The sequence below is a fragment of the Psychrobacillus sp. NPDC096389 genome, assembly GCF_044762855.1.
GTDB lineage: Bacteria > Bacillota > Bacilli > Bacillales_A > Planococcaceae > Psychrobacillus.
Genome location: NZ_JBIWFB010000002.1, coordinates 363,520 through 385,371, shown reverse-complemented (window position 1 = coordinate 385,371; position 21,852 = coordinate 363,520). Strand labels below are relative to the sequence as shown.

Below are 21,852 nucleotides of genomic sequence, written 5' to 3'. Positions count from 1 at the left end.
ACTCTAACTATCTTCCCTTTTTTAGACATTTCTTCATCCTATCATTTTTTTTATAATATATGATTTTAAAGAAATATGAGATGGGATTAATACCGAAGCAGGTTTACTCCTTCTTAAAGTAAAGCACCCGTTAGCACAATAAGGAATAACTTATTTTTTACCCTTTAAGTCGCCATAATAGTCAACAATACTATTCAACTGACGTAATGTTGAGATTAAATAACTTTGTTCACTTTCAAACTCATAATGTAGAATATTCTCTTGGTGTGTCACTTCTTGAAGATATCCTTGAATGTTTATTTGACCAAATCTATTAAAATTAAGTTCGATTTTCATATTATTTTCCGTTTCTGAAAATGTTACACTACCCTTTAATTCGTTATAACATTTCTGCAACTGAATGAAGAACTGATATATCTGACCAGTAGAAAACCATATTTCCGCATCTTTAACATAGTAATTACCACTTTTTATATTGATTTTGCCTTTAACATCATAGCCACCTAAATAACTTGTTTCATTTGGAAAACCATATACTTCATTTAATTCGATATTAATAAACCCTTGCTTACCAGCAATTTTAAAATCATTCATTTTTATCACTCATTTCATTTTGAAACATTCAATTAAGGATACCAAAATCGCCAAGAACATAACAGTTCCTTCTTCTACTAAACTGCTGCGTTAGTTTAAGTGAACACTTTCACAACCTTATATTTATTTTAACATAAATATACTGAGTCAATTTTTTAAGGTCGAGTTTCCTCCATTTAATAGTAAACACTTTCCTTATTCAAATAAAAAAGAGCTTGGAGATAAATTTCCAAGCTCTTTGTTTTTTGTTCATTTTTAACCTCAAAGTTCTAGGTGATTATTCCCCTACCATACCATCATTATCTCGATCATCCATATAAGGATATAACCAGTGATCACTGTAAATTGGCATACTAAAACCTGCTGCTTTTGCTTCTTTAATCGTCACCTGTCCATTTCCATTTGTATCAACACTAGAAATATCCTCCATGCCATTCGAAGCATTGGACTTATTAGAGTTAGTTGATTTACTTTCAGTTAATCCTAGAGCTTCGTTCACTTCATCTGGATTCACATTTTCAAAGGTATCAACGACTTTATTACCCATTATGGTATATGTATATTGATAACTTGAAGGAATCTGTGTTTCGTTATTCGGATAGGTAATAATCGCTTCAAAACCAGTTGCTCCCCCAGCGTCACGGATCACTTTTTCCATGTACGCTTGGTCACCATTACGGTTGAGTGTACTGTTTTGCGGGGTGATATTATAAGCATTCGATACCCCTCCCAAAGAATCAGCAATGACGTGCCCTTCATCCAAGAATTCACTTTCAACACCAGGAACCTTTGCCTCATCCGAACAGTATCTTCCAGAAGATGTTACAGGTTCAGTATTGTCATCTTGAAGAATAATTTTATCGGCAACAACACGTACTAATTGTCCGTGTTCATTCGTAAATGCCCAATATTCGCGGTCGCCAAAACCTATATCAACTACCGCATCGGGTTCGCGATACCCAGAAAAATTACAACCATCAACTTCAATAAGTCTATAACCTTCAAACAGTTCATTATCTGGTTGGGTTAATGTTTCCTCTATTACTGGTTCATGAACAACCGTAATACTAGTTTCTTCTTTTTCACTACTTATATTTGTTTCAACTTCGGTTACTTCTTGTGCTTCTTGTGACTCTGTTTCTATATCTATATCTGTAATATATGCTTCTTCTACGTTGGTACAACCAACTATAAAGAACGTCAGAAGCATGATTAAATAGTTCATTTTCTTTTTCAATTTATGACTCTCCTTATTTTATTTTCTGATCTGCGGCTTCTTCAAATACATTAATATCTACGTCATATCTGTTGAATAGTTCCATAATATACATAAATCCTTCCAACTGTTTCTCATTCATATTAGATATTTTTTCAATTTCTTTCAACAAAACTTCTCTTGGTACTTTTTCTCCTAGAATTTCTACTATTTCATTCAGTTTTGCCTTTTGCTCTTCATTCATATTTACACCTCTATTTAGCTAAGTATACACTCAATAATTCTTCACATTTCATTTTTATGTCAGCATTTAAAAATTTCCGATGGTCTTCGGTACCTTGCGAGATAAAAGCGTATGTCGTAGAATCTGTACTCGCTTCCCATTTAACTACTTTCATATTATTTCTTACTAAAAATATATCTGCTGCCTTTAAATCCTTACGAATTGATTTTAGTGCTTTTTCCACTTTTGCTTTATAAGGTCTGTCTAATTTGAATGGGAGCTTTTCAAACGACCTTAAATCCTTTTCTAATACTTTTATTAGCATCGGCAAAAACAGACCATTTTCAAAGTATATTAAGTCATCCGTTTTAATTTCAGGCATTAAATAACACTTCTTTCATTACGGACGATAGGAACACATGCAAGTACATTGTTAATTAGAAAAGTTCTTTTCGCATTTTTCTTAAAGCAATATGCTTGAAATGAATCACCTTGAACTTTAATGACTTTCACTCTCCTTTTGCTTATTTCACCTGACTTTGAAAGATACATTAATTCAACTAGCTGACCTCGACTGAAATACTTCTCTAATAAAATACGCACATCCGTTCCCTCCTTTTTCTTATCCTCAGTATACGAACGAACGTTTGATTTTTCAACTAAAATTTTCTGCTAATTTTTGGGCAAATAAAAAAACCAAACCAAAATAGGTAAGGTCATTAGTTCGTTTAGTGCTTAATAATTATGTGATTCAATTGTATTTAACAGCCACTTTATTTTCTTATATATCTTTGCATCTGAAATATTAGTGATATCTAACTCATCTAATTTAAGCTTGAATGTATTAATTATGCTGTCTCTATTATCTTTAAACGTTTTTTTAAGTAGCATAAAATTTATGAAGAATAAATCGTCATTCTTATCCTTAATAAACATGCTATTAGGTGCTTGCTCAGAGTAGCTTTTCATTGATAACAGATAGTTAGGTATATCTTCTTCTTTTAAAGTGCTGGGAATTATTTTCCCATTTACTAAGTCAGTATCAATCACTATCCTAGGCACATCCGCTAATTCATTCTCTAATTTATATGCTCTTATAAACGCTGGACCAAAACAAATATTACCTTGGTGAAAAATTTGACCATAGGATACTCCACCACGTAATAGGACCCCTTTATTTAAAAAGTATGCTTGTAAATATGTTATCTGCAATGTAAAACTAAAAATACTAGTGTGATTAAAAATAGGTGTACTAATTATTAGGCTATCTGAGAATTGTATGTATTCTAGTTTATTGTATTTATTATTAAAGTGTTTTTGCATCACCGCCTGTGTTTCTTGAATTTTATTTTCTTTTATTATATATTCTTCAATTTCTTTCAAAATATCGCGTAATTCTATAAATGAAATATTGCTTTTTTCGCTATTTCTAACATGATTACTGAAACCTAAAATATCAATAAACGCCACCAAACGATTTTCATATTGAGTATCCATTTTTATCCCCTTCTCTTCTTATGTATTAGTAGTTAATTATACATGAATTAGAGATTAGCTTTCTGACTTATTAATAAATATTTTTTGAGGACAAATAAAAAAAGCCCCACTCGGATGAGCAGGGCTAACCTTTACTTTGTTTTCTTTTCAAGTTCTGCAATTCGTTCTTCAAGTTTTTCGATTTTCTGTGCTAATGGAACAGTAAGTTGCCAACCATAAAACTGATTCACTTCCCTGAACGGGTTCTTACCATCTGTTATTTTTAATCGTATCGCTTCTTGACGAATTGCTTCTTGTGCAGCTGTTAATTGTTGTTCTATCACTTCATTTTCCTCCTTTTTTTTCAATCCGAATGCTTTTACTAAACCATCCACATGACCTTGTGCTAGTCCATCGATAAAGGAATCTTGTTTAAGTAATGCTGCATCTTTCGAATTGTCAATAAAACCACACTCAGTCAGAATAGAAGGCATATTAGTAGTACGTAAAACTTGATAGTTCGCTTGTTTCTTCCCTCTATTTGTTAAGCTGCCTGTTCGTTTTATTATTTCTGCATGGATAATATTTTGGTAAGCAATTGATTTAGTACTGCCTGGATAAACGAAGTCTTCGTAACCTGTTCCACCACCTGCGTTAATGTGGAAGGACATAAAGAAATCAGCACCCCAACTATTTGCATCATTTGTACGGTCTGAAAGTGATGGATATGCGTCACCTGTTCGGCTCATTTTCGTTTGTACGTCTTGATAATTTTTGAGTAACACTTCCACACGTTTAGCCAATTTAAGCGTGATATCTTTCTCTTTTAATCCATTGCCAACTGCACCTGGGTCACTACCGCCATGTCCTGCATCTAAATAGATTTTAACCATTACATATCACTCCTTTGGTTTTTCGTATCTCAAAGCTTGTGAGCTATCACTAAATCCTCTTGTGGTTGGGTCTGATAGCTGATTATAGAGTGCTATAATAACCAACACTAGCAAATACGGGTTGCTATATGCTTGTACACACAAGTCACCTACAGACTGCCAAGTCGTCAACCCGTCCCAGCTAAGACCTGTATAAGCAAGGATTGGAGCTAATGCAGTAAGTAAAAGTTGAAAAATAAACACAGGGTTGTTGAATCGTACTTTCCAATTGATTTTCATTATTATTTTTCCTCCTTCGTATCTGGTTCTTTTTTCAGAATTTCATGCTGTAAAATCTCGTTTTCTTTTATTAATTTAAGTTTGTCTAATCGCTCCATTTCAGGATAGCGCTCTACGCGATGTTCTTTCCCGGATGGATCTTTATGGAGTTTTTCCAAAACGTTATAAAGAATAGGAGGTATCGGTAATCCTATCTGAGCGGTATTTTCTAATATCGATATACATTCATTTACTATGAAAAAACTAGTCACGCCTAAGATTACTAACCCCTTACTATCCTGTCCTGCATACAAGGCTACATATTCAACAGCCCCGGCCATACCTATCAAAACAAAGATCGCCACTTTTTTTATTACCCCTGACATTCCAACAGTACTGTTCCAACTCTTTGTCAAAAACGACCTCATGACGCCTGTTATCATATCTAATAGCATTAGAAAGACGAGAACCACTATGGCCTCGTTAACTACGTTGAGCATATACATTGCAAAGCTTGCTATAAGAGCTCCAATTGACTTAAAACCTGTTATTTGCAAACGCGTCACCTGCTTTCTCTCCTTCCATCATCCTCAGTCCCCCTTTAGATATATGGATAATTAAAAAGAACGCCCATGTGGACGTTCTTAAAATGAATATTTATAGCGCATCTAATATTTCAGGACTAGAGTTAATTAATAACTTATTGACAGCCCCTGCAATCGCTAATTCTTTATTCTTATCATCATGAATACTAATACCTCTATCTTCATAACCTCGATATACTGCTGATGCACGATATTTTTGCGTTAATGGATCTAGAACGTGTACTCTCACTTTAATATCGTAGCCATTTCGTTTTAAAGACAACTCTTCCAAATTCTCACCCCCTATAAAACAATATTCGTTATGGAAAGTGAGAATCCTTCAAGGAAGGAATATTATTATCTTACGACGCATTATGGTCCGACTGCAACATAAAAAAGTCAACAAATAGTATGTTGACCTAGGTAATCGTTATTAAACTAATGCACTAGTTAGTTGAAGAAGATACCAAAGAAATATCCATACAAGAAAGATCCCCTTAGCAAACCTTTCATTGATTAATGATTAGGTCCTATTATAATACGTACAGTCAATTCAATTTCGTCATACTCTACAATTTCCACATCTTCTGGAATCAAGTGCTTGTATGTTCTTAGATAATATTCACCTAGTGTTTCTTTACGCTTTACGCTGTAGTCTCTTAAAATAAAAAATACTTTACGGTATTCTGCTGGCGCCAGTAAAAAATAGTACATCGCTTCATTCCATACTGTTAACTTGGCACTTGGTACATTATCACCCGAAGTCCATCTATGGGACTTACATTCTACAATAATTTTCTCCGCTTCATTTGAGGTATTCCCTAAGTCAAATGCATGATCTTTTTTGAAATTATTAATACCAACAGGTAAACAAACACGTTCACTGAGCATAATCCCTTGTTGTTGAAAGTATACTCGCGCTGCTTCCTCAAAATCCCTTCCAACGTGTGCGTTACTAATTGAATTTACTCGTTGAAAATTATTCATTGCCATCCCTCCGTTTTTTTAGCTCTTCTTATGCTACTACAGGGTATGGTCCGGATGCAGCATAAAGAAAAGAGCACCCGATTGGATTTTCTAAAATCATTTTACTGTACTATGGCCGTTACTACAAAATCTGAATGTGTTAAATTCTTCATTATTACTATTAATTTTAATCCCGGTCACTAGAATCCTATTCTAACAACTTATGATTTTCAACCGGCTTTAATTCTCCCTTTTTGTTGTCCAAAACAAACACATCATCAGCATTGACCTCAGAAGATTTCTGTTGAACGGTTTCCATAATTTCTTTACTTGATTCTTCAAGCGCATCTAAAATGTCACTCAGAAATCTTTTATGATATTCGGCCTCTTCTTTATACCCTTTAGCTAACTCATAAAATCTTAATTTTTGATCTTGATCTTCAGTTAATTCGGCCGATATTTCTGCATTTCTTGCATTTTTCAAGGCTTCTTCCATCTTAGCATTATTTTTTGACTTTACTTTTACCTTTATTGCTTCAATAACAAAAGCAGTAATCTCCTTACCAAAATTAATGATAACAAATTTAACTACCGGCCAAGCCATTTTAATAAACCAAGTTATTGCTTTCTTTTTCATAAGACTCGTCCCCCTCGGCTATATCATACGACAAGGAAGGACATTTAACCATATGAAATAGTAAAACGAACTGTGGTCCTCATGTTCATTTAATTTCCCTTGACTATTTAGGAAATGTCTATATAATCACATTAACAAAAAAGGATGTGAGAATATGACAATTAACATCAATGGTGAATCTATTTATGCTGTACCATTTGAATCAAGAGAAGTAGCTATTAGCTTTCAAAAAGAAAATGAAAATGTGGTAACTGATAACTATGAACAATTCTATTTAATTAAGAAAGAAAGTTTAATTGATGTCATTAGAATTGGTTACGAAAAAATTTCATAATTTTTATTGACCTATCGAGGTCTTTTTTTGTTAAGACAATAAAAATAACGCTAGCTTATGCTGCGTTCTCAGGATCTTGACGACTTACATAACATCACCTACTTTCATTGCATAAGAAAAACCCCACCAACAGCGGTGAGGTTTAGCGTTTATAAATTTATGGCGCTACAGCTGTTACTTTTTGAACTGTCTTTGTGCCATCCTTCATCACAGAATACATTGCAAAAGAAACTCTAGTTCCCGAAGGATACATAAAAGTAACACCATCAGTTCCAGTGTATGTTAGGTTCGCATAAAATGTACTAGATTCATTAGCATCTTGAGTTTCGCTAACTAAAATATATAGTTCATTATGCGACCAATTAGGATCAACAAATCCATTCCAAGATAAATCAATATACCCTGTACCTGCACTTAAAGGTGTTGCAGTGAAATTTATTGCGTTATTGACCGGCCATTCTGAAATGCTATTCTCGTCTTATACCATTAGGTTTTATAACGAGCCTACACCGCACAAGCGACTTTCATCGCATACGGCGTGCCGTCAGCAGTTAATCTTCAAGCCTATTTCCCTGACATATTATACTCTATCCCACTAGACAATTTCTGTACAAATTCGACAAAAGAATGAGGGTATGCTTTATTTCATTACGACGCTTTATGGTCCATTTGTTCATCAGGCTACTTACCAGATAAAAGTCTATATTTTTCACTTATCCTTGTTTCATGATTATCCTCAATATCTTTAGTCAGTTTTTCCGTAATCACCGTTAGTTCATTATAGTTTGGTTCATCCTCGGAATAAAAACTCTTTCTGGCTTTGTCCACGAAACTTTTTATTTCATAATAGAATTCGTAATCTACGGAAGAAGATACTTCCAACAAAACATTAAACCTGGGAAATATATATGTTCTTATCTCTGATTCAAGAATTCCTCGATCTACTATTTCGTAGTTATCGTTCCATGAAAATCCCCAATTACTAAGCTTTCTATCTAGTGTGTAGATAATGTTTTTCACTTCATATAGCTTAGATAATTTTAACCCAACAGATTCCTTGAAATTTTCACTTTCTTGGTGTTCGATAGTTAATTTAAGTCCTTTAAAGGATGCTTTAACTGACATTTGTACGCCAATAAGAGTTAAAGTCCCAGAAATAATTCCTCCAATTATTGCACCCCAGAAAGTACTTAAGGAACTTATCCAAGTAAATTCATCTCCGGAAACAGGTAGAAAGTTAAAAAACATTAAACCGTTAATTATTACTGGGAATATTATCATAGCCAATCCTGTATACGTCACAAATTTCCATATCATTTTAGTATCCAAACATACCACCTCTTAAACAAGTCTATTAAAAGAACTGATATGAATCAATAACATTAGTATAAAAAGGCAATAAAAATAACGCTAGCTTATGCTGCGTTAATTACCCCACATTTGATGAATTCTTCCTCAGTAATTTATATCGCAACTAATTCCCCTTTCACTACGATTACTTTAGTAGAAAGAGAGGTGTGTCGCGATGCTAAAAATTACTAAAGAGAAAGAAAAGCTGATAGTTGAAATAAATTTATTTTCATTAATAGATATATTTATTTCTTATCTATTTTAACCATTGAAAAGCATCAGATTATTTCTGGTGCTTCTTTCTATTAATAGTGAACAAAATTACAAATGAAAGTAATACAAAGGATTCCCATACATACCAATAATTTATCAGATGCTGAATTAATGTTTTGTTAAGAAAATCGTTGAAAAAATCCATAGTAACCTCACCTTTACGCTTCAACCTTTGCTGCTAAATACTCCGCAACTGGAATCTGATACTGCTGTGGAAGACTATCGATTTCTCTTGCACCTGCTTTAACTAACAGTGCGTATACTGGAATCATGTATTTTTGTACCATTATTCAACACCTCCTTCGTTGTCTAATTTAGCTGTTAACTTATCAATCTGTTCTTGCATGCCAGCCATAGCTTCGAGCAAGATTAGAATTGTAGAATCAATCGATTCCGGAAACACTTCTTCCAACGGACCAAATGAGCCGTCCGGTAAACGTTTACGTATTTTCATTAACTAAGCACCCCCGAAACTAATGTGACTGCGCCACCACTAAAATTCAATTTCACAAAGATATTCTCTTTCGCTGTATCCGATTGGAATTGAAACTGGTCTTCCACGATATCTAAACTTACAGGTGCGGTATTAGATAACGTCATAGCGCTATATGCTTCTTGTTCCGTTCCATTCGTCATACTGATTTCTGCCGATACTGTAGCCGATTCTTCTCTTTGAATCCACAATAAAACACCTTGAGCTGATCCAGTAGGGGATACGATTTTGTATCTTTGCACTGATTTACTCAAAGGTGTTAAGTTAGCTGTTTTATTTATTTTACGAGTTTCCGAGTATTTGGAGTTGTATGAATCAACCGTTTCAATACCTACGGTATTTTCTCCATCTTTTAGATCTTTTAATTTCACGTCGAATGACCATTCTCCATCTTTTCCCCGATAGACTTCGGTTGCAAGACCACCATTTAATTTATACGACACGACCATATCATTTCCATCCGAGTCGAAAGTTGAACCTGAGAAAGTCACAGAATCAGCATTGATTAAATCTGATTGTGGCGCAAATGGATTAACAGTTAATTTTGGCGCTCTATTCGGTACAACATAAAATGTACGGATTTGCTCGGCTGATTTTCCGTCTTTGTCATCTTCTGCCCACACCTTCAACTGATGCGCTGTGCCTTCGTATAGTGCGCCAGATATAGCTGTCTCTCCCTCGTAAAGCTTGCCGCCTTTAAATGTCAGTTGTCGATTAAACGGCATAGATTTGGTCCCATCGCTGATGTCGACCATAATAGCACGAGCGGTACCACCATTGATTGAATACTTAACGTTGACTATGTTTCCGTTGTCGGTGTCACTTGCTTGTCCATCTATCGTGATTACGTCATTCTCATACAGCGTTCGGTTGTCCGTAGTGTTTATATTGATTGTCGGCGCGCTGTTTGATGTTACAGGATATACTTGCGAGTTCCTGTATGCGGAATAATCGGCGTCTAGCGCTCTTACTCTAAACTCAATAGCGGTTATGGCTACGTCATTGGGTATCTGAACGCTTCGTGTGCGAACACCGGAAAGGATCGAACCTTGCCATGCTTGCGCTACCCCGCTTTTGTATATTCGCCACTCGCTTTGGTAAGAAATAGCATTTCCTTCCGCGTCGGTAGATGCGCTCCATGTAACATCAAGCGTGCCGTTGGGCTTAAAATCCCCTGTAGCCGAAATAGTCCCCGGTACGGACGGAGGGGTATTATATAAACTGCCTCTAACATACCAATAGCCATCTGTGTGTTTCCCATTCGTAGGGTATGTCCCATTTTCGGCTACTACGTTAGCTAAGAAACTTCCTTGACCTTCTGTCATAGCGCCTGAAGTTAGCTCCCATAACCTAATCTGATAGAAGGAGTTCTTTACCGAGTTGTACGTAGAATAACCCGCTTCATTTGCTACGAACTTATACGCCCAACTTTCCCCATCGGTAGAATAACCCACAGCGCCTACGGTTAAGTAAACGCCCTCGCCGTACTTACTTGAAACGGTAGCTTTTTGACCATACCCGCCGCTAGGGTTAAAGGATATATTCCTATAAAATTCCGCCATCCTTGCACCCGCTGTGTCGTTTCTAACGAATTCCCAATTTGGAACTTGCGACACTGTGAACCTACTGTAATTATACCTTGTCATCCTTACACGACCTCGCTAACTTCGATTTGATAATTGCCCCATCTACCGATGACCAATCGCCCATCTTCAACCACCGCATTACTACGAGCAATCACTGCACCTTTAACGTAGTCATTCTGCAACGGTTGTACGGTAATCGTATTTTCTGTGACAGCGGTAATTAGCACATCTTCGCTATTCGTACAGTCATAAACCGCGACCTGTGTAAACCGTACAAAGCCTTCCGTGCTGTCTACGTTAAGTACGGTAGTGCCAGCTGACCTCGGCGCAGTCAATACAGCCGATGCCGTTTGACGTACCAATTTATTTGGCGTGCCGTCGAATGTGTCCGCGAATGCTCCACTGTTGCCTGGGGCGCGGCCGTCTAGTTCGATTTGAAGTTGAAGTCGTAGAACTAGTTTTTGTAATGCAACTATTAATTCGTGGGCACTATAAATGCCAAGGTCCATATGATTCATATTAATAGCATTTAGACGTGTACCTTCTATCTCTGGAACTAATTCTGGTCGCCCTGTGATTTTATTAATAATGACATTTCCCTGCTTATCTCTTTTTGGGATAAATTCGCCATGCTCATCAACCTTTAATATGTGGTCGACAAAATTTATTAGGGAATACAGATTTTCGTTCATGCTCTCACCTCTTCTGAAATGACAGGAATATCAAATACATACATAAAACCGTCATTCTCTTTATTAAAATTGACATTGCCACTTATCAAACTGACATTGTCATGATCAAGCAATGCTGCCTGTGTAACTGGACCGAAATAGTTATCTATATAAAATTTCACACGGATTATATTGCCTAGAATTTCGATTCCAAAAACATCAAAGTCTCTTTCTGTTTCACCAATTAAAAAACGCCCTCTTCTCACATTAGCGAGAATGGCGTTATATAAAATATTGATTAATCGTTCATGTACTTGCATTTCCTCACCTCTCTAATAAGTAATGGACATATCACTTGCAACATATGGCACTTCGTATGCAAATCCTTTTAACTTTCCTTCTGCCGAAACTCTTCCAGAAGTCCCTTTTTCGTAGTTGGTGGCAACTGCTAATCCACAAATAGGATATATGACTGGATAAAAATGAGCTTTTGGAATAACGACAATATTAGGCACACGGATGACGTAATTATATTCTAACGCCAAGTTAACCGGAATCATTTCCTCCATTGTATCCTTTAGCAATTTGACATCAGCTATCTTCTCAAAGAATTCAAAATCTAACTCATAAGCGTTTGCATCCAAAAACACTTGATATTTACCCTCTCCACAAAGTGCATTTAATCGTTGAATTAATGCTTTAAAGGTATAAGGTAAACGGTTATTCATTTTCGCCAGTATACGAAAACGTCTTTCTTCTAACGTGTCCGTACTCCTACGTTGAATTTTCAACATCTTTTCCCATCTGCGTAATCCATTTTCAGTAGCTTCGTAGACAAAACGGTCTTTGAATATGCCGATTAAATGTGCCCTTATACGATTAAATTCTGCTATTTGGGCCTGTGTTATTTCTTTAAATTCTTCAAACTCTTTTACTGTAGGAGGAAGCAAAGGATATAAGTCGATTTCTTCGTATATATTAACCAATTACCTCACCCCGAACTGGTATGTTATCTTCGTTTAAAATAAGATTCTGAGGAAGACCGTTAATTAAAGTATCTTGGATATCAATTACACCTTCCAGTTCCGAAATGCGTGTTTCGAATTGTAAGATACGAATGACTGTAAAAGTAGAATCTTCCCAGTTCTTTTTCAACTCTAAAAAATATTCATCGATTATATCTTGAGTGGATAATTCAATGTCATCCCAAGAATACCCATCTTGGTATGTGATATTTAACGTAACGTCAACTGGTACTTCCTCAACTCCGAATATGGATACCACATGGCCAATCGGTGCAATTCCTAACCCCTCGCCTTGATTTCCAAGAGGGTCAATGGCTGTTTGTAATTCATCTAATAATGTTAGCGATGGAGGTTGATATAGTGCATCCATGATAACTAACTTAACGGTACATCCTCCTTGCCATGCTCGGTATACTTTTATCCCACCTACCCCTTGCAACTTGTGGACTTTTTCTTTGTAATCTTTGCGATTTCCTCCAAAAGCTTGGGAGTCGAAGCTGTCTAAGTATTGCTTTCTTAAGGATTCTGTTTCTTCTTCATCCTCCCCAGGGATAAGCAATTCAGTCAGCGCGGCACTAGTCAAACCATCGATATATTCAATTGGTATGAGCGTTCCAAACCTTGAATTACCTATATCACCCAACGTTTCGCTTTCTACCTTAAATACTCCTGTTCCAATTCGTTCCGTGACAACATAATTTAATTCTTCTAAATTAAATCGCGCACCAATAGGTACATCTATATTGAATTCACCTCTTAAAACTGCAGGTGTCGCTGGATTAGGGACAATACCTCGTTCTCTAGCTAATTTGATCAAGAACTCGCGTGACGCTGTATCACCAAACATTTCAATAATCATGCCATCCATTGCTATATAAAGTTCTTTTGCAATAACAGAAGATGGTGCTAAAGAATCGTAGATTATGGATCCTTCACGTTTATCTACATCTGTTTTGACGTTATCAAGGGCATCTTCGAGTAATTGTGCTTGCTCGATATGTTCAAACATTAAATCTCCACCTCCTTCTCTATAGCGATTCCACCTTCTGACGTATGGGCAATGAAGCTAACAGCAACTTTATTCTTAAAATGGGAAAAAGAAAAAGCATCTACACTTTCGATACGATCGTCTTGTGTCAATGCTTCTGTTATTAATCTTTTAAGTTCGGAATATACATACGGGATTGGCTGCCCAAAAAGTTTTGCGATTTCAGCGCCGTAATCCCACGAATAAATTATATGGTCGTAACGTTCTGTACTGAGAGTTTTGTAAATGAACTGTTCAATTGCTTCACGACCATCCACATATCCGATAACCCGTTTCCTCTCTAAGTCCAATTTATACGTTTTAGATGGTTGCCGAATTGCTTCCTCAAAACCTGCAATTAGTTCATCATTTATTTTTGGAATCATACATCCACCTCTTTATCCCAGACAATATACTTTTGTCCGCCTTGCACTTTAACTAGCATCACTTTATCACCTAATTTAAGGGCATTGTGGACAATGAACTTCTTTCTACCTTTATATTCATGGGTATGTGCATCAGGTCCATTACCTACTTCTGTTGTGTGTTCTACCGTCATTTCAATTTCATGATCTCGAACATTACGAGTTAGTACTAGTTGTGCCATGGTCAGAGGTTTCTTTTGTTCTACCAATATCTTTAATGGAGAAACACTAGTGACTTCCCCAAACTGAATGGCAGTTGGATCAGACGCTTCTATTGCTTCTTTTGCCGCTCTTTTAAATAACTTGAGAATATCGTTCATATTACGCAACGAAATCACCGCCAATCAATGTGAGGTCCATGAAGTGTTCGCTCTCTTTAAAAGTGTGCTTCACATTTTCCACAATCATATAGTTCATCACCTTGATATCATCTAAATTCAAACGTACGACAAGCATATTGCCACCACGAACATAAATGTTCCCAAACGCTTTTTTCATGCTCAAATTACGTGTTTTTCGATTATATAAAGCAAGTAAAGCATCTGCTTTCGCTTTTCCGTTCGTTTTCTCTTTAATTGTGTCGAAGAATTGCAAAACGCCCCACTGGTTCATGTGATTGCCGTCTTGTGCGATATAGATTTCGCGCTTTCCCTTCTTCTCATTTTCATAAGAAAGTTTGATCTTATTGTACGTATTGGAATCGATGGAAGAAGTGTAGTCAAAGTTTTCTCCAGTCTCTTCATCTAACAAAATGTCTAACTTCATCTTTTCGATGTCCCTTAGAGTCAACTTTCCAAAATTGTCATAAAGGATGAACATTTTCTTTTTGTTCTCTAATGTCAAATCCAATGCATTCTGAAACATATCAAACAAGGTCTTATTGTCTTCTACTCGACTAGCAATCTTAAAGCCTGTATCTTCAATCGTTCCTGTATTTAAACGAAAGTCATGAGCAACCATCTTAATGAATTCAGATGCCGTCTTATTCGTATAAACATAGGTGTCTTTATTTTTAAAATAGCGCAATTGATCATATGCCGTCACATTGATAAGTCCGTTCTTATCATGTTTTTTGGTGAAAACAAAACCAAAGAAAATGTTCTTGCCATCTTTTTTGAAACTGACAGCATTACCTTCTTCAAATTCTAAAGAATCATCTTGAAGAACTTTAAAAGTCAGTTTGCCCGGTACACCCTTTCGGGATGTTTCCCAAATGATTCCCTCTTCAACAGTAGGTTGCATTAGCTTAGATCCATTTTGGAGTATTAATTCAATCAAAGCTTAATTACCTCCCCTGGATAGATGAGATTGGGATTCTTTATTCCATTTTTAGCCGCTAACTCATCTGTCATGGCTTTAGTTACTTTACCATAATATTTCTTGCAAATAGCCCATAATGTATCGCCTTTTACTACTTTATGAGATTTAGGGATTTCTTTATTTGATGGCCTTGCATTCTTAACTGTTGCAACTGGTTTAGCTGCTGATGATGTAGCTGTAGTATTCTTTTTAATTTCGATTACTTTTGTTCCATACGGTCGAAACTGCTTTAAACTAACAGGAACAATTATATCGAAACCCTCTTCAGCACTTTCCATAATAATGTAATCCTCCAAAGAAACAGTTAGATTAGTATCAAATAATAAATCGCCACTCGGTTTTAAACGAGAGACGATAAATTGGAAAATCTTTTTATCCACTTTTAATTTCTCAAGTTTGTCTAAAAAATAGCTTGCTGGTTGAAAACCGTCTGGATACACTCCAAAAGGATATTTTGAATTTGGAAGCATCAAGTCAAAAGTAATATCTGTTAATCCTGCTTTTTTAAGTAGGTTAACTTCCCCTTCATTAATCAAGGTAATAGTTGTGTTCTGATTGTTAATCTTAGTTTCCATGTCAGAAGGTGCAACAGGTAGCTGTACACCATCTAAGAAAAAACTATACGCCATCTATTGCACCCCTTCCGCGACAGAAACTAACGTCTCTTCTAATTTTTCTCCAAAGTGATCGATAACACCATCTAAATCCAATTCATTATTGATGTGATTATCGTTCTTCACATTCACCGTAACTTCGGCAGTGGTAAAACGATTGATTACATCCCGTTCTGCTATATCACGGAGATATTTTAAATCCTCTTCGGTAGCATCCATCGATTTAGCCATCTTAGCAGTGTTTCCTGCTGTGTCTTTACCACTATCCGATAAAGGATTCATGGAATCTTGCAAGCCGGCTAATACATCTTGGAGAGGATCATAACTAGCATTTTGATTGTCAGCACCGTTAAATAAATTCGAACCCCAATTGTAACCGGTATCCCAGGCATCACTATAAGAGTTCATATCCATTTTCGGAGCTTCCCAGTAACCTTCTGGCGCTTCTCCCACAACAGCATTGATGCCTGCTCTCATAGTAGTAAGATCGCTTGTAATTGAAGTTCTATGCTGAAACTCAGTGCCTTTCCCTAATCCAAGCGTACTTGCAATGTCATCAGGTAACAAATCAATAAACCAGTTCCACGCTTTTATGGCACCATTAACTGCCGATATTATTGCATTTACAAAAGATGTGGCAAAGGAATCCCATCCGCTAGTCATTGCAATTGCATGATCTAGGAAAGTGGTTGCCAAATTCGCAAAAAGCTTCTTAACTGAATACATTGGATGTTGCCAGACATTTACGAAAAATTCTGCTATAGCAGCGAAAGTATTCCATAAGGTCGCTATAATATTACGGATAAATGTGTACAGCATCATAAATGAACCGGCAATGATTCCTGTTGCACTGACTGATGTACCAGCGAAATAATTAACTGCAGCAACAGCTAAATACAATGTGGAAATTAAAACTAAAATAATCATTACAACCCAAAATATTGGATTTGCATATAACGCTGCATTTAAACCCCAAACGGCGCCAGTAGCTGCAAATGTAGCCCCGACACTCGCCCAAGTGGTAGCTGTTAAAAGCCCTGTAGCTAGAGTTTGAAGTCCTGTCCATATCGTTGAAGCTATACTAGCTAATTTTACTGCCACTAAGGCTACCCCATATGCTGTTAATGCTGCAGTAGCTCCCCACAGTATCGGAGCTATAAATGACCAACTATCATACAAAAAACTTCCTACAGACATCATTGCATCCATTACCCACATAGCTACTGCTGAAAGGGTGTATAACGAATTTACAACACCATCAACCATACTCTGGAATTTATCATTATTAGCAATCTCGTTTAATTTTTGCAGAACCTCTTGAAATGCCCAAAGTGCTTGGTTTTTAAAACTTGTCCATATGGACTCAAACGTTAATGGCAGTTTCGAAAAGGCTGCATTAGTTTCCTCGGCTGCCGCAAACATTGCATTTTTGACGATATCGGCAGTAATTCCACCATCAGAAGCTAATTCCCTAATAGCTCCTATTGGAAGTTCAAGATAATCTGCGATACTTTGTATGATATTAGGAGCACTTTCAAATACAGCATTTAATTCTTCACCTCTTAAAACCCCAGAACCAAGACCTTGAGTTAATTGAAGTAAAGCTGAACTCATTTCTTCAGTAGTCGCTCCTGCAATTTTGAACTTTTTATTCAATTGTTCAGCAAAAGCTACCATTTCAGCGGTACTACTAAATGCATCTTTTGCATTAGCCCCTACTTTAGCTACTATTCCTGCGGTATCCATATATGAGGCTCGTGACCTTTCCGCTGAATCAAAGATCATTCGCTGCAGCTCTGCTGTTGTTTGTTGTTGGTCATTAATCAAGTTTAATCTTGCTGATGTTTGAGATAGCGCATCGGAAAGTCCAAGAACATCTCCTGCTGCGTGGATACCCATATATGCAGCTATAATTCCGCCTATCTTACCTAATAAGCCGTCTGCTGCAGAAGCTCCTTCATTTATCTCTTGATTAAAATCATTTTGTGCAGCTTCAGCCTGTCTAATCTCTTGTTCAATTTCATTAAAAGCAATCTCTGCTTGGTTCAATTCACGTCTAGCCGCCTCTATACTAGCGGTATCAATTGCGTTTCCTGAAGCGTCTTGCAGTGATTCAAAGCTACTGATTACTATATTCATAGCGTTATTCATTGACTGGAATGCGCGAGACATGCCATCTTGAATCTGTATTGCGGTTCTTATTGTTGCCATTTGTTTCACCACCTTTTTTACCATAATAAAAAGCACCCAAGTATTAGGTGCTTTTTTCTAAACTTATAAACTTATAGTAGTTCTTTCATTCTTAGTTATATTGTAATGATTTGTATTAAATAAAATTGCGTTTGGTTCATTTGTAACTTCGAAAGAAATGAAATCTTGCTTGCCTTCTTTATTTATATAGTCGAATATCAAGTACTTTTCAACTGTCGTGCTTTTCTTTTCTTTAGCACGTCCGCCTACCATTGCACCTAATGGTCCAAACAATACATAGCCACCCACTGCACCGCCAACACTGCTTACATAATTCTTCTGTATTTCTACATCTGTTTTTATTAATATATCCTTCATATTTGCCGATTCTAGTTCAAAGGTATCTTGATTTCTTTCAAATACAACTTTGTTCTCGCATCTGTATACGAACACTTCTGCACCTTCAGCTACTGGCAACCCTGTCATATGGTTTACCTTTATACAAATATCCGCACCTATTAGTTGACGTCTCGCTTTTGATCCTGGAATTATACTTTCTTTGTTAAACTTCTCGTTAGCAACTTTTGCTTTTTGGGTTTCTCGTTCAATTACCGCATTAGTATTGACCGATTTCTTATATCTTTTGATTAAAAACAATTCAAATAAAGCGACTAATGCTAATACTATTACCATCACAACAGTATCAGCACTTGAAACTTCACCAAATCGCGATATAGTGTTAAATAATCCGAAAATAAAGTACGCCCCAACAATCAGCATTGCAAAGATAAATAATGTTTTCTTCAATAGATATCCCTCCGACTATTCATATACAATAAGCATACGACAGCGAGGGTAAATATTACCACTACTATTTCTTTCTTCTTCCTTTTTTGCCTTGACGTTGCGTTTCTTTCTCCTGCTTCTTATCATTTTCCATCTTGAGTTGAACTGCAGCTATGACAAAAGCTTTTTCGTATTTTGGAAGTGAGTCGAATTCAGACGGCCACTTATGAAGTTTATGTAAACAGTAATAAGCTACATTTGCTTCATAGTCACCGTCTTCAATTAGTTTTTTGCTTCTTCTACAGTCTCTTCCATCTCTACATCAAACAGGTTTACTTTCTGAACAATATTTATATATTCTGCGTATTCACCAGAAAGTAACATTGTTTTTAATAGAGCTTCAGCACCCATAACACCATAAGATTTTTGTAATTCCGCATCATGAAGATTAGGAAATACAGTACATTTTACAGCTAAAGATGCCATGTAAGAAGAAATATCTGTTGTTGGTTGGAATACATTCTTTTTACCTGGTACAGGCAATCTTTTTGTATGAAGTTTTCTCAGGGCCTCATCTTCAGCGGAATCGATTGACCCAACTTCCCATTCGACAGGTTTAGTCATAGGTTTTCCGTTTTTATCGACCATTTGCTTTCCTGTTTCCTCGTCAATTACAGGCTCAACAAACCTTTTTGAAACCACATGTTTTTCCACTTCCGCTTTCAATGCGTTTTGCGCTAAAAATGCTGTTAAGTTACTCATTATTTTTTCCCCTATCATGATTGTATTTGATGTATTTCATAATAAAAAGCCCACCGAAGTGGACTTCAAGTTTTAAAGCATAGCGCCAAGAATAGAGAATTTTTCTGGCATTTCCCAATCCTCAAACGTGAAGCTGATTTCATCTTCAAGATAATCTGCATCTGCATCAAGTAACGCAAGTTTACCACCGTCTAAGTTGCAATCAATCAAGATTATAGTTTGACGTCCAACGGAGGAAGTAGGATCTTCATTCGTTATTTGCATATCAAAGTAAACATCTTCACCGGTCTCTTTGTATCGATAAAGAATCTCTCGGAAAATAGATGTATTGAAATGAAATGTTGCACTTGCTTCATATTCGGCACCAGTTGATTTATTACCTTTTGAAATCTTTCCTAGGATAGGAACCTTGGTTTTGGTCTTTGTCATGTCAGCATCAATGTTAATCGCTTGAGCTAAATTATAACGATTACCTTCGAGCGTCACGAAGCACTCACCTTGACCACCGTTTATTGCGTCTCTTGCGTGCATTGTATTTGCGAAGTATTGAAGATTTAGTTTCAAAAGTTTTTCTTTCACAGATATCCCTCCTTATGCTACTTCTGTAGTGATATAAAGTTGCGACATGGCAACGGTAGCTTGTACTCTTTCGAAAAGTACTACAGACTTCTTAGTACTTCCTTTCTCAACGGTTAATATCTCTTTATCGTAATTCTCGATTGCTCGTATTCTCTGCATCTCTAAACGATGTGCAACAATATCTTTCCAGAAAGTAATGCGTCCTGCTGGATCATTCGGCACTTCTCCGAGATATCGCGTATTAAATAGATGAGCTGTATCAATAGCAATCTGGTCAAGTACTCGGATTACTTGATTCATACTAAAGTCTTCGTTTTTATCCGGTGTAAAAGAAGTAAATGTATTTACATCATCCAACACTCGAGTTTCCGTGCCCACTTTGTGAAATACGTATTTGCCACCCCTTAATAACGCTGTAAGCTGCGGCTGTGTCTTTGTCTCAGACATATCGAGAGTGTGTTCACCATCGTATTTTTTGTTGGTATTCGATTTATTAACCGCTACTCCTGCCTGTGCTCCCGCTGTCCAATAAACTGCACCGAAGATTTCTTCACCTTCACCAATGGCATCATTTTGAACATCAATTACACCCTCATGGTCTGCTGCACCTAACTTATGGCCAACTAGTTGGAACTTACCACCTACCTGATCACGTATGCGTTTTGTATACTCCATATAAAGTGATTTAATTGTTTGATCATCAGAGAGACATCCAAGCGTATTGAAACCATAAGCTTCTAAATCATCTAGTGCAGTTTGATGGGCTCCACCGTTCGTTAAAGCTGTAGCTCCGTTTAATCCACCTGTTAAAGGTGAGCCGGCTGTTGGAGTTAACGTCACATCTGCTTTAAATGTCACAAAATCATTAGCAACTAAATCTGCAGTCGTTGCAACCGTCTGTTCGTCCACCAACACATTATCGAGTAACGTTTGTACATCAAAAATTGTAGGTTCATCCACATTAGTATGAATGATAATTTTGATATCATTTCCTCTAACGCCTTTATATAAAGCTTTTGCAAAGTCGTTTTCAGCTGCAGTGCCACCTATATTTAATTTTGCGAAATAAACGGTAATTGCGTTTTTAAAAATATCGCGAATTCCCTTTAATTTGATATTGCTATAGTCATAGCCGAAAATCTTGCGAGAATTCTTTTGTAAGTCCTCTTGCGTAACGGCAAACACACCTTCATCTACTCCCCAATCAAGCGAGATTGGAAGAGCTGAATAACCACGATCGGATAAATTAACAAATGCGCGTGCTGCTGATATAAAATTGTGATACGTACCTGGTAATACTTTGTTTCGTGTTAAAAATGTGCCTCCACCTAAAGCCATTATTCATTCACCTTCCCTTTTAGAAAATCATGTAGCTTTTTATCAACCTCACCGAATGTATAGAGCTTTCCTTCTTCTAATAAAACATTTAAGGCATCTCGTCGATACGAATACTTATTACTTGAAACAAGTTGTTGCTTAGTAAACTTAAATGTTGCTACCTCTTTTGACTGTTGCTCTGTAAAACTAGACTCTTCTACCGGTTTCTGTATCGGCTTTTGTTTAACCATTC

31 protein-coding genes are annotated in these 21,852 nt (G+C 36.5%); 1 reads left to right on the top strand and 30 read right to left on the bottom strand.

Annotated elements, in window-relative coordinates; translation table 11 throughout:
- Positions 1-150 precede the first annotated feature (150 nt).
- The 12 genes from ACIQ38_RS08250 to ACIQ38_RS08195 form a co-directional block, all read right to left on the bottom strand.
- Complete coding sequence (locus ACIQ38_RS08250) at positions 151-594, bottom strand: WapI family immunity protein (protein WP_402820758.1); 444 nt, start codon at positions 592-594, stop codon at positions 151-153.
- Between the two features lie 277 nt (positions 595-871).
- On the bottom strand, positions 872-1,819 hold the full coding sequence (locus ACIQ38_RS08245; protein WP_402820755.1) for a DNA/RNA non-specific endonuclease: 948 nt from the start codon (positions 1,817-1,819) through the stop codon (positions 872-874).
- Positions 1,820-1,844: 25 nt separating this feature from the next.
- Positions 1,845-2,054: a hypothetical protein gene (locus ACIQ38_RS08240; RefSeq protein WP_402820752.1), complete on the bottom strand. Its 210-nt coding sequence runs from the start codon at positions 2,052-2,054 to the stop codon at positions 1,845-1,847.
- A gap of 10 nt (positions 2,055-2,064) precedes the next feature.
- A complete protein-coding gene (locus tag ACIQ38_RS08235; RefSeq protein ID WP_402820749.1) occupies positions 2,065-2,415 on the bottom strand; it encodes a YhjD family protein in 351 nt (116 codons plus the stop codon).
- On the bottom strand, positions 2,415-2,636 hold the full coding sequence (locus tag ACIQ38_RS08230) for a transcriptional regulator (RefSeq protein ID WP_402820746.1): 222 nt from the start codon (positions 2,634-2,636) through the stop codon (positions 2,415-2,417). Before ACIQ38_RS08230 ends, ACIQ38_RS08235 begins: the two co-directional genes overlap by 1 nt.
- A gap of 132 nt (positions 2,637-2,768) precedes the next feature.
- Complete coding sequence (locus tag ACIQ38_RS08225) at positions 2,769-3,530, bottom strand: hypothetical protein (RefSeq protein ID WP_402820743.1); 762 nt, start codon at positions 3,528-3,530, stop codon at positions 2,769-2,771.
- A 131-nt stretch (positions 3,531-3,661) separates the two neighbouring features.
- Positions 3,662-4,402 (bottom strand): N-acetylmuramoyl-L-alanine amidase family protein, encoded by a 741-nt coding sequence (locus ACIQ38_RS08220; protein WP_402820740.1) that lies wholly within the window; start codon positions 4,400-4,402, stop codon positions 3,662-3,664.
- A 6-nt stretch (positions 4,403-4,408) separates the two neighbouring features.
- On the bottom strand, positions 4,409-4,681 hold the full coding sequence (locus tag ACIQ38_RS08215; protein WP_402820738.1) for a phage holin: 273 nt from the start codon (positions 4,679-4,681) through the stop codon (positions 4,409-4,411).
- Between the two features lie 2 nt (positions 4,682-4,683).
- The gene (locus ACIQ38_RS08210; RefSeq protein ID WP_402820736.1) at positions 4,684-5,226 is read right to left on the bottom strand and encodes a phage holin family protein; all 543 of its coding nucleotides are present in this window, start codon (positions 5,224-5,226) and stop codon (positions 4,684-4,686) included.
- A gap of 91 nt (positions 5,227-5,317) precedes the next feature.
- The gene (locus ACIQ38_RS08205) at positions 5,318-5,536 is read right to left on the bottom strand and encodes a hypothetical protein (RefSeq protein WP_402820733.1); all 219 of its coding nucleotides are present in this window, start codon (positions 5,534-5,536) and stop codon (positions 5,318-5,320) included.
- A 224-nt stretch (positions 5,537-5,760) separates the two neighbouring features.
- Positions 5,761-6,231, bottom strand: a complete 471-nt coding sequence (locus ACIQ38_RS08200) for a hypothetical protein (RefSeq protein WP_402820730.1) — start codon at positions 6,229-6,231, stop codon at positions 5,761-5,763.
- A gap of 187 nt (positions 6,232-6,418) precedes the next feature.
- Entirely contained in the window at positions 6,419-6,847 is a 429-nt protein-coding gene (locus ACIQ38_RS08195) for a hypothetical protein (RefSeq protein WP_402820728.1), read from the bottom strand.
- A gap of 154 nt (positions 6,848-7,001) precedes the next feature.
- Here ACIQ38_RS08195 and ACIQ38_RS08190 point away from each other — a divergent pair, with 154 nt between their 5' ends.
- Entirely contained in the window at positions 7,002-7,181 is a 180-nt protein-coding gene (locus tag ACIQ38_RS08190; RefSeq protein WP_402820725.1) for a hypothetical protein, read from the top strand.
- Positions 7,182-7,862: 681 nt separating this feature from the next.
- Here ACIQ38_RS08190 and ACIQ38_RS08185 read toward each other — a convergent pair.
- The 18 genes from ACIQ38_RS08185 to ACIQ38_RS08100 all read right to left on the bottom strand — a co-directional run bounded on the left by ACIQ38_RS08185 (position 7,863) and on the right by ACIQ38_RS08100 (position 21,850).
- Positions 7,863-8,510, bottom strand: a complete 648-nt coding sequence (locus ACIQ38_RS08185; RefSeq protein ID WP_402820722.1) for a hypothetical protein — start codon at positions 8,508-8,510, stop codon at positions 7,863-7,865.
- A gap of 452 nt (positions 8,511-8,962) precedes the next feature.
- On the bottom strand, positions 8,963-9,091 hold the full coding sequence (locus ACIQ38_RS08180) for a CD1375 family protein (RefSeq protein ID WP_402820719.1): 129 nt from the start codon (positions 9,089-9,091) through the stop codon (positions 8,963-8,965).
- A complete protein-coding gene (locus ACIQ38_RS08175; protein ID WP_402820716.1) occupies positions 9,091-9,258 on the bottom strand; it encodes a hypothetical protein in 168 nt (55 codons plus the stop codon). Before ACIQ38_RS08175 ends, ACIQ38_RS08180 begins: the two co-directional genes overlap by 1 nt.
- Positions 9,258-10,859, bottom strand: coding sequence for a hypothetical protein (locus tag ACIQ38_RS08170; protein ID WP_402820713.1), 1,602 nt, complete (start codon positions 10,857-10,859; stop codon positions 9,258-9,260). Before ACIQ38_RS08170 ends, ACIQ38_RS08175 begins: the two co-directional genes overlap by 1 nt.
- Before the next feature lie 86 nt (positions 10,860-10,945).
- Positions 10,946-11,575: a hypothetical protein gene (locus tag ACIQ38_RS08165; protein WP_402820710.1), complete on the bottom strand. Its 630-nt coding sequence runs from the start codon at positions 11,573-11,575 to the stop codon at positions 10,946-10,948.
- Complete coding sequence (locus ACIQ38_RS08160) at positions 11,572-11,874, bottom strand: hypothetical protein (protein WP_402820708.1); 303 nt, start codon at positions 11,872-11,874, stop codon at positions 11,572-11,574. The genes ACIQ38_RS08165 and ACIQ38_RS08160 overlap by 4 nt, the downstream gene beginning before the upstream one ends.
- A gap of 12 nt (positions 11,875-11,886) precedes the next feature.
- Complete coding sequence (locus tag ACIQ38_RS08155) at positions 11,887-12,540, bottom strand: putative phage tail protein (RefSeq protein ID WP_402820705.1); 654 nt, start codon at positions 12,538-12,540, stop codon at positions 11,887-11,889.
- Entirely contained in the window at positions 12,533-13,588 is a 1,056-nt protein-coding gene (locus tag ACIQ38_RS08150; RefSeq protein ID WP_402820702.1) for a baseplate J/gp47 family protein, read from the bottom strand. Before ACIQ38_RS08150 ends, ACIQ38_RS08155 begins: the two co-directional genes overlap by 8 nt.
- The gene (locus tag ACIQ38_RS08145) at positions 13,588-13,992 is read right to left on the bottom strand and encodes a DUF2634 domain-containing protein (RefSeq protein ID WP_402820700.1); all 405 of its coding nucleotides are present in this window, start codon (positions 13,990-13,992) and stop codon (positions 13,588-13,590) included. Before ACIQ38_RS08145 ends, ACIQ38_RS08150 begins: the two co-directional genes overlap by 1 nt.
- Complete coding sequence (locus ACIQ38_RS08140; protein WP_402821366.1) at positions 13,989-14,351, bottom strand: DUF2577 domain-containing protein; 363 nt, start codon at positions 14,349-14,351, stop codon at positions 13,989-13,991. Before ACIQ38_RS08140 ends, ACIQ38_RS08145 begins: the two co-directional genes overlap by 4 nt.
- Before the next feature lies 1 nt (position 14,352).
- The gene (locus ACIQ38_RS08135) at positions 14,353-15,309 is read right to left on the bottom strand and encodes an XkdQ/YqbQ family protein (protein ID WP_402820697.1); all 957 of its coding nucleotides are present in this window, start codon (positions 15,307-15,309) and stop codon (positions 14,353-14,355) included.
- The gene (locus ACIQ38_RS08130; protein ID WP_402820694.1) at positions 15,306-15,980 is read right to left on the bottom strand and encodes a LysM peptidoglycan-binding domain-containing protein; all 675 of its coding nucleotides are present in this window, start codon (positions 15,978-15,980) and stop codon (positions 15,306-15,308) included. The genes ACIQ38_RS08135 and ACIQ38_RS08130 overlap by 4 nt, the downstream gene beginning before the upstream one ends.
- The gene (locus tag ACIQ38_RS08125) at positions 15,981-18,104 is read right to left on the bottom strand and encodes a tape measure protein (protein WP_402820691.1); all 2,124 of its coding nucleotides are present in this window, start codon (positions 18,102-18,104) and stop codon (positions 15,981-15,983) included.
- Positions 18,105-18,239: 135 nt separating this feature from the next.
- A complete protein-coding gene (locus ACIQ38_RS08120) occupies positions 18,240-18,962 on the bottom strand; it encodes a hypothetical protein (RefSeq protein ID WP_402820689.1) in 723 nt (240 codons plus the stop codon).
- A gap of 261 nt (positions 18,963-19,223) precedes the next feature.
- A complete protein-coding gene (locus ACIQ38_RS08115) occupies positions 19,224-19,703 on the bottom strand; it encodes a phage tail assembly chaperone (RefSeq protein ID WP_402820686.1) in 480 nt (159 codons plus the stop codon).
- A gap of 72 nt (positions 19,704-19,775) precedes the next feature.
- Positions 19,776-20,282, bottom strand: coding sequence for a phage tail tube protein (locus ACIQ38_RS08110; RefSeq protein ID WP_402820683.1), 507 nt, complete (start codon positions 20,280-20,282; stop codon positions 19,776-19,778).
- A 12-nt stretch (positions 20,283-20,294) separates the two neighbouring features.
- Positions 20,295-21,620 carry a phage tail sheath subtilisin-like domain-containing protein gene (locus ACIQ38_RS08105; protein WP_402820680.1) on the bottom strand — a complete coding sequence of 442 codons (1,326 nt, stop codon included), beginning with the start codon at positions 21,618-21,620 and terminating at the stop codon, positions 20,295-20,297.
- Positions 21,620-21,850, bottom strand: coding sequence for a hypothetical protein (locus ACIQ38_RS08100; RefSeq protein ID WP_402820677.1), 231 nt, complete (start codon positions 21,848-21,850; stop codon positions 21,620-21,622). The genes ACIQ38_RS08105 and ACIQ38_RS08100 overlap by 1 nt, the downstream gene beginning before the upstream one ends.
- Positions 21,851-21,852: the final 2 nt, after the last annotated feature.

Excerpts from the sequence above, each read along its gene's own strand:
- ACIQ38_RS08250 (WP_402820758.1), bottom strand. The coding sequence starts at position 594 with ATGAATGATTTTAAAATTGCTGGTAAGCAAGGGTTTATTAATATCGAA.
- ACIQ38_RS08245 (WP_402820755.1), bottom strand. The coding sequence starts at position 1,819 with ATGAACTATTTAATCATGCTTCTGACGTTCTTTATAGTTGGTTGTACC.
- ACIQ38_RS08240 (WP_402820752.1), bottom strand. The coding sequence starts at position 2,054 with ATGAATGAAGAGCAAAAGGCAAAACTGAATGAAATAGTAGAAATTCTA.
- ACIQ38_RS08235 (WP_402820749.1), bottom strand. The coding sequence starts at position 2,415 with ATGCCTGAAATTAAAACGGATGACTTAATATACTTTGAAAATGGTCTG.
- ACIQ38_RS08225 (WP_402820743.1), bottom strand. The coding sequence starts at position 3,530 with ATGGATACTCAATATGAAAATCGTTTGGTGGCGTTTATTGATATTTTA.
- ACIQ38_RS08220 (WP_402820740.1), bottom strand. The coding sequence starts at position 4,402 with ATGGTTAAAATCTATTTAGATGCAGGACATGGCGGTAGTGACCCAGGT.
- ACIQ38_RS08215 (WP_402820738.1), bottom strand. The coding sequence starts at position 4,681 with ATGAAAATCAATTGGAAAGTACGATTCAACAACCCTGTGTTTATTTTT.
- ACIQ38_RS08200 (WP_402820730.1), bottom strand. The coding sequence starts at position 6,231 with ATGAATAATTTTCAACGAGTAAATTCAATTAGTAACGCACACGTTGGA.
- ACIQ38_RS08195 (WP_402820728.1), bottom strand. The coding sequence starts at position 6,847 with ATGAAAAAGAAAGCAATAACTTGGTTTATTAAAATGGCTTGGCCGGTA.
- ACIQ38_RS08190 (WP_402820725.1), top strand. The coding sequence starts at position 7,002 with ATGACAATTAACATCAATGGTGAATCTATTTATGCTGTACCATTTGAA.
- ACIQ38_RS08180 (WP_402820719.1), bottom strand. The coding sequence starts at position 9,091 with ATGGTACAAAAATACATGATTCCAGTATACGCACTGTTAGTTAAAGCA.
- ACIQ38_RS08175 (WP_402820716.1), bottom strand. The coding sequence starts at position 9,258 with ATGAAAATACGTAAACGTTTACCGGACGGCTCATTTGGTCCGTTGGAA.
- ACIQ38_RS08170 (WP_402820713.1), bottom strand. The coding sequence starts at position 10,859 with ATGGCGGAATTTTATAGGAATATATCCTTTAACCCTAGCGGCGGGTAT.
- ACIQ38_RS08165 (WP_402820710.1), bottom strand. The coding sequence starts at position 11,575 with ATGAACGAAAATCTGTATTCCCTAATAAATTTTGTCGACCACATATTA.
- ACIQ38_RS08160 (WP_402820708.1), bottom strand. The coding sequence starts at position 11,874 with ATGCAAGTACATGAACGATTAATCAATATTTTATATAACGCCATTCTC.
- ACIQ38_RS08150 (WP_402820702.1), bottom strand. The coding sequence starts at position 13,588 with ATGTTTGAACATATCGAGCAAGCACAATTACTCGAAGATGCCCTTGAT.
- ACIQ38_RS08145 (WP_402820700.1), bottom strand. The coding sequence starts at position 13,992 with ATGATTCCAAAAATAAATGATGAACTAATTGCAGGTTTTGAGGAAGCA.
- ACIQ38_RS08140 (WP_402821366.1), bottom strand. The coding sequence starts at position 14,351 with ATGAACGATATTCTCAAGTTATTTAAAAGAGCGGCAAAAGAAGCAATA.
- ACIQ38_RS08130 (WP_402820694.1), bottom strand. The coding sequence starts at position 15,980 with ATGGCGTATAGTTTTTTCTTAGATGGTGTACAGCTACCTGTTGCACCT.
- ACIQ38_RS08125 (WP_402820691.1), bottom strand. The coding sequence starts at position 18,104 with ATGAATATAGTAATCAGTAGCTTTGAATCACTGCAAGACGCTTCAGGA.
- ACIQ38_RS08115 (WP_402820686.1), bottom strand. The coding sequence starts at position 19,703 with ATGAGTAACTTAACAGCATTTTTAGCGCAAAACGCATTGAAAGCGGAA.
- ACIQ38_RS08105 (WP_402820680.1), bottom strand. The coding sequence starts at position 21,620 with ATGGCTTTAGGTGGAGGCACATTTTTAACACGAAACAAAGTATTACCA.
- ACIQ38_RS08100 (WP_402820677.1), bottom strand. The coding sequence starts at position 21,850 with ATGGTTAAACAAAAGCCGATACAGAAACCGGTAGAAGAGTCTAGTTTT.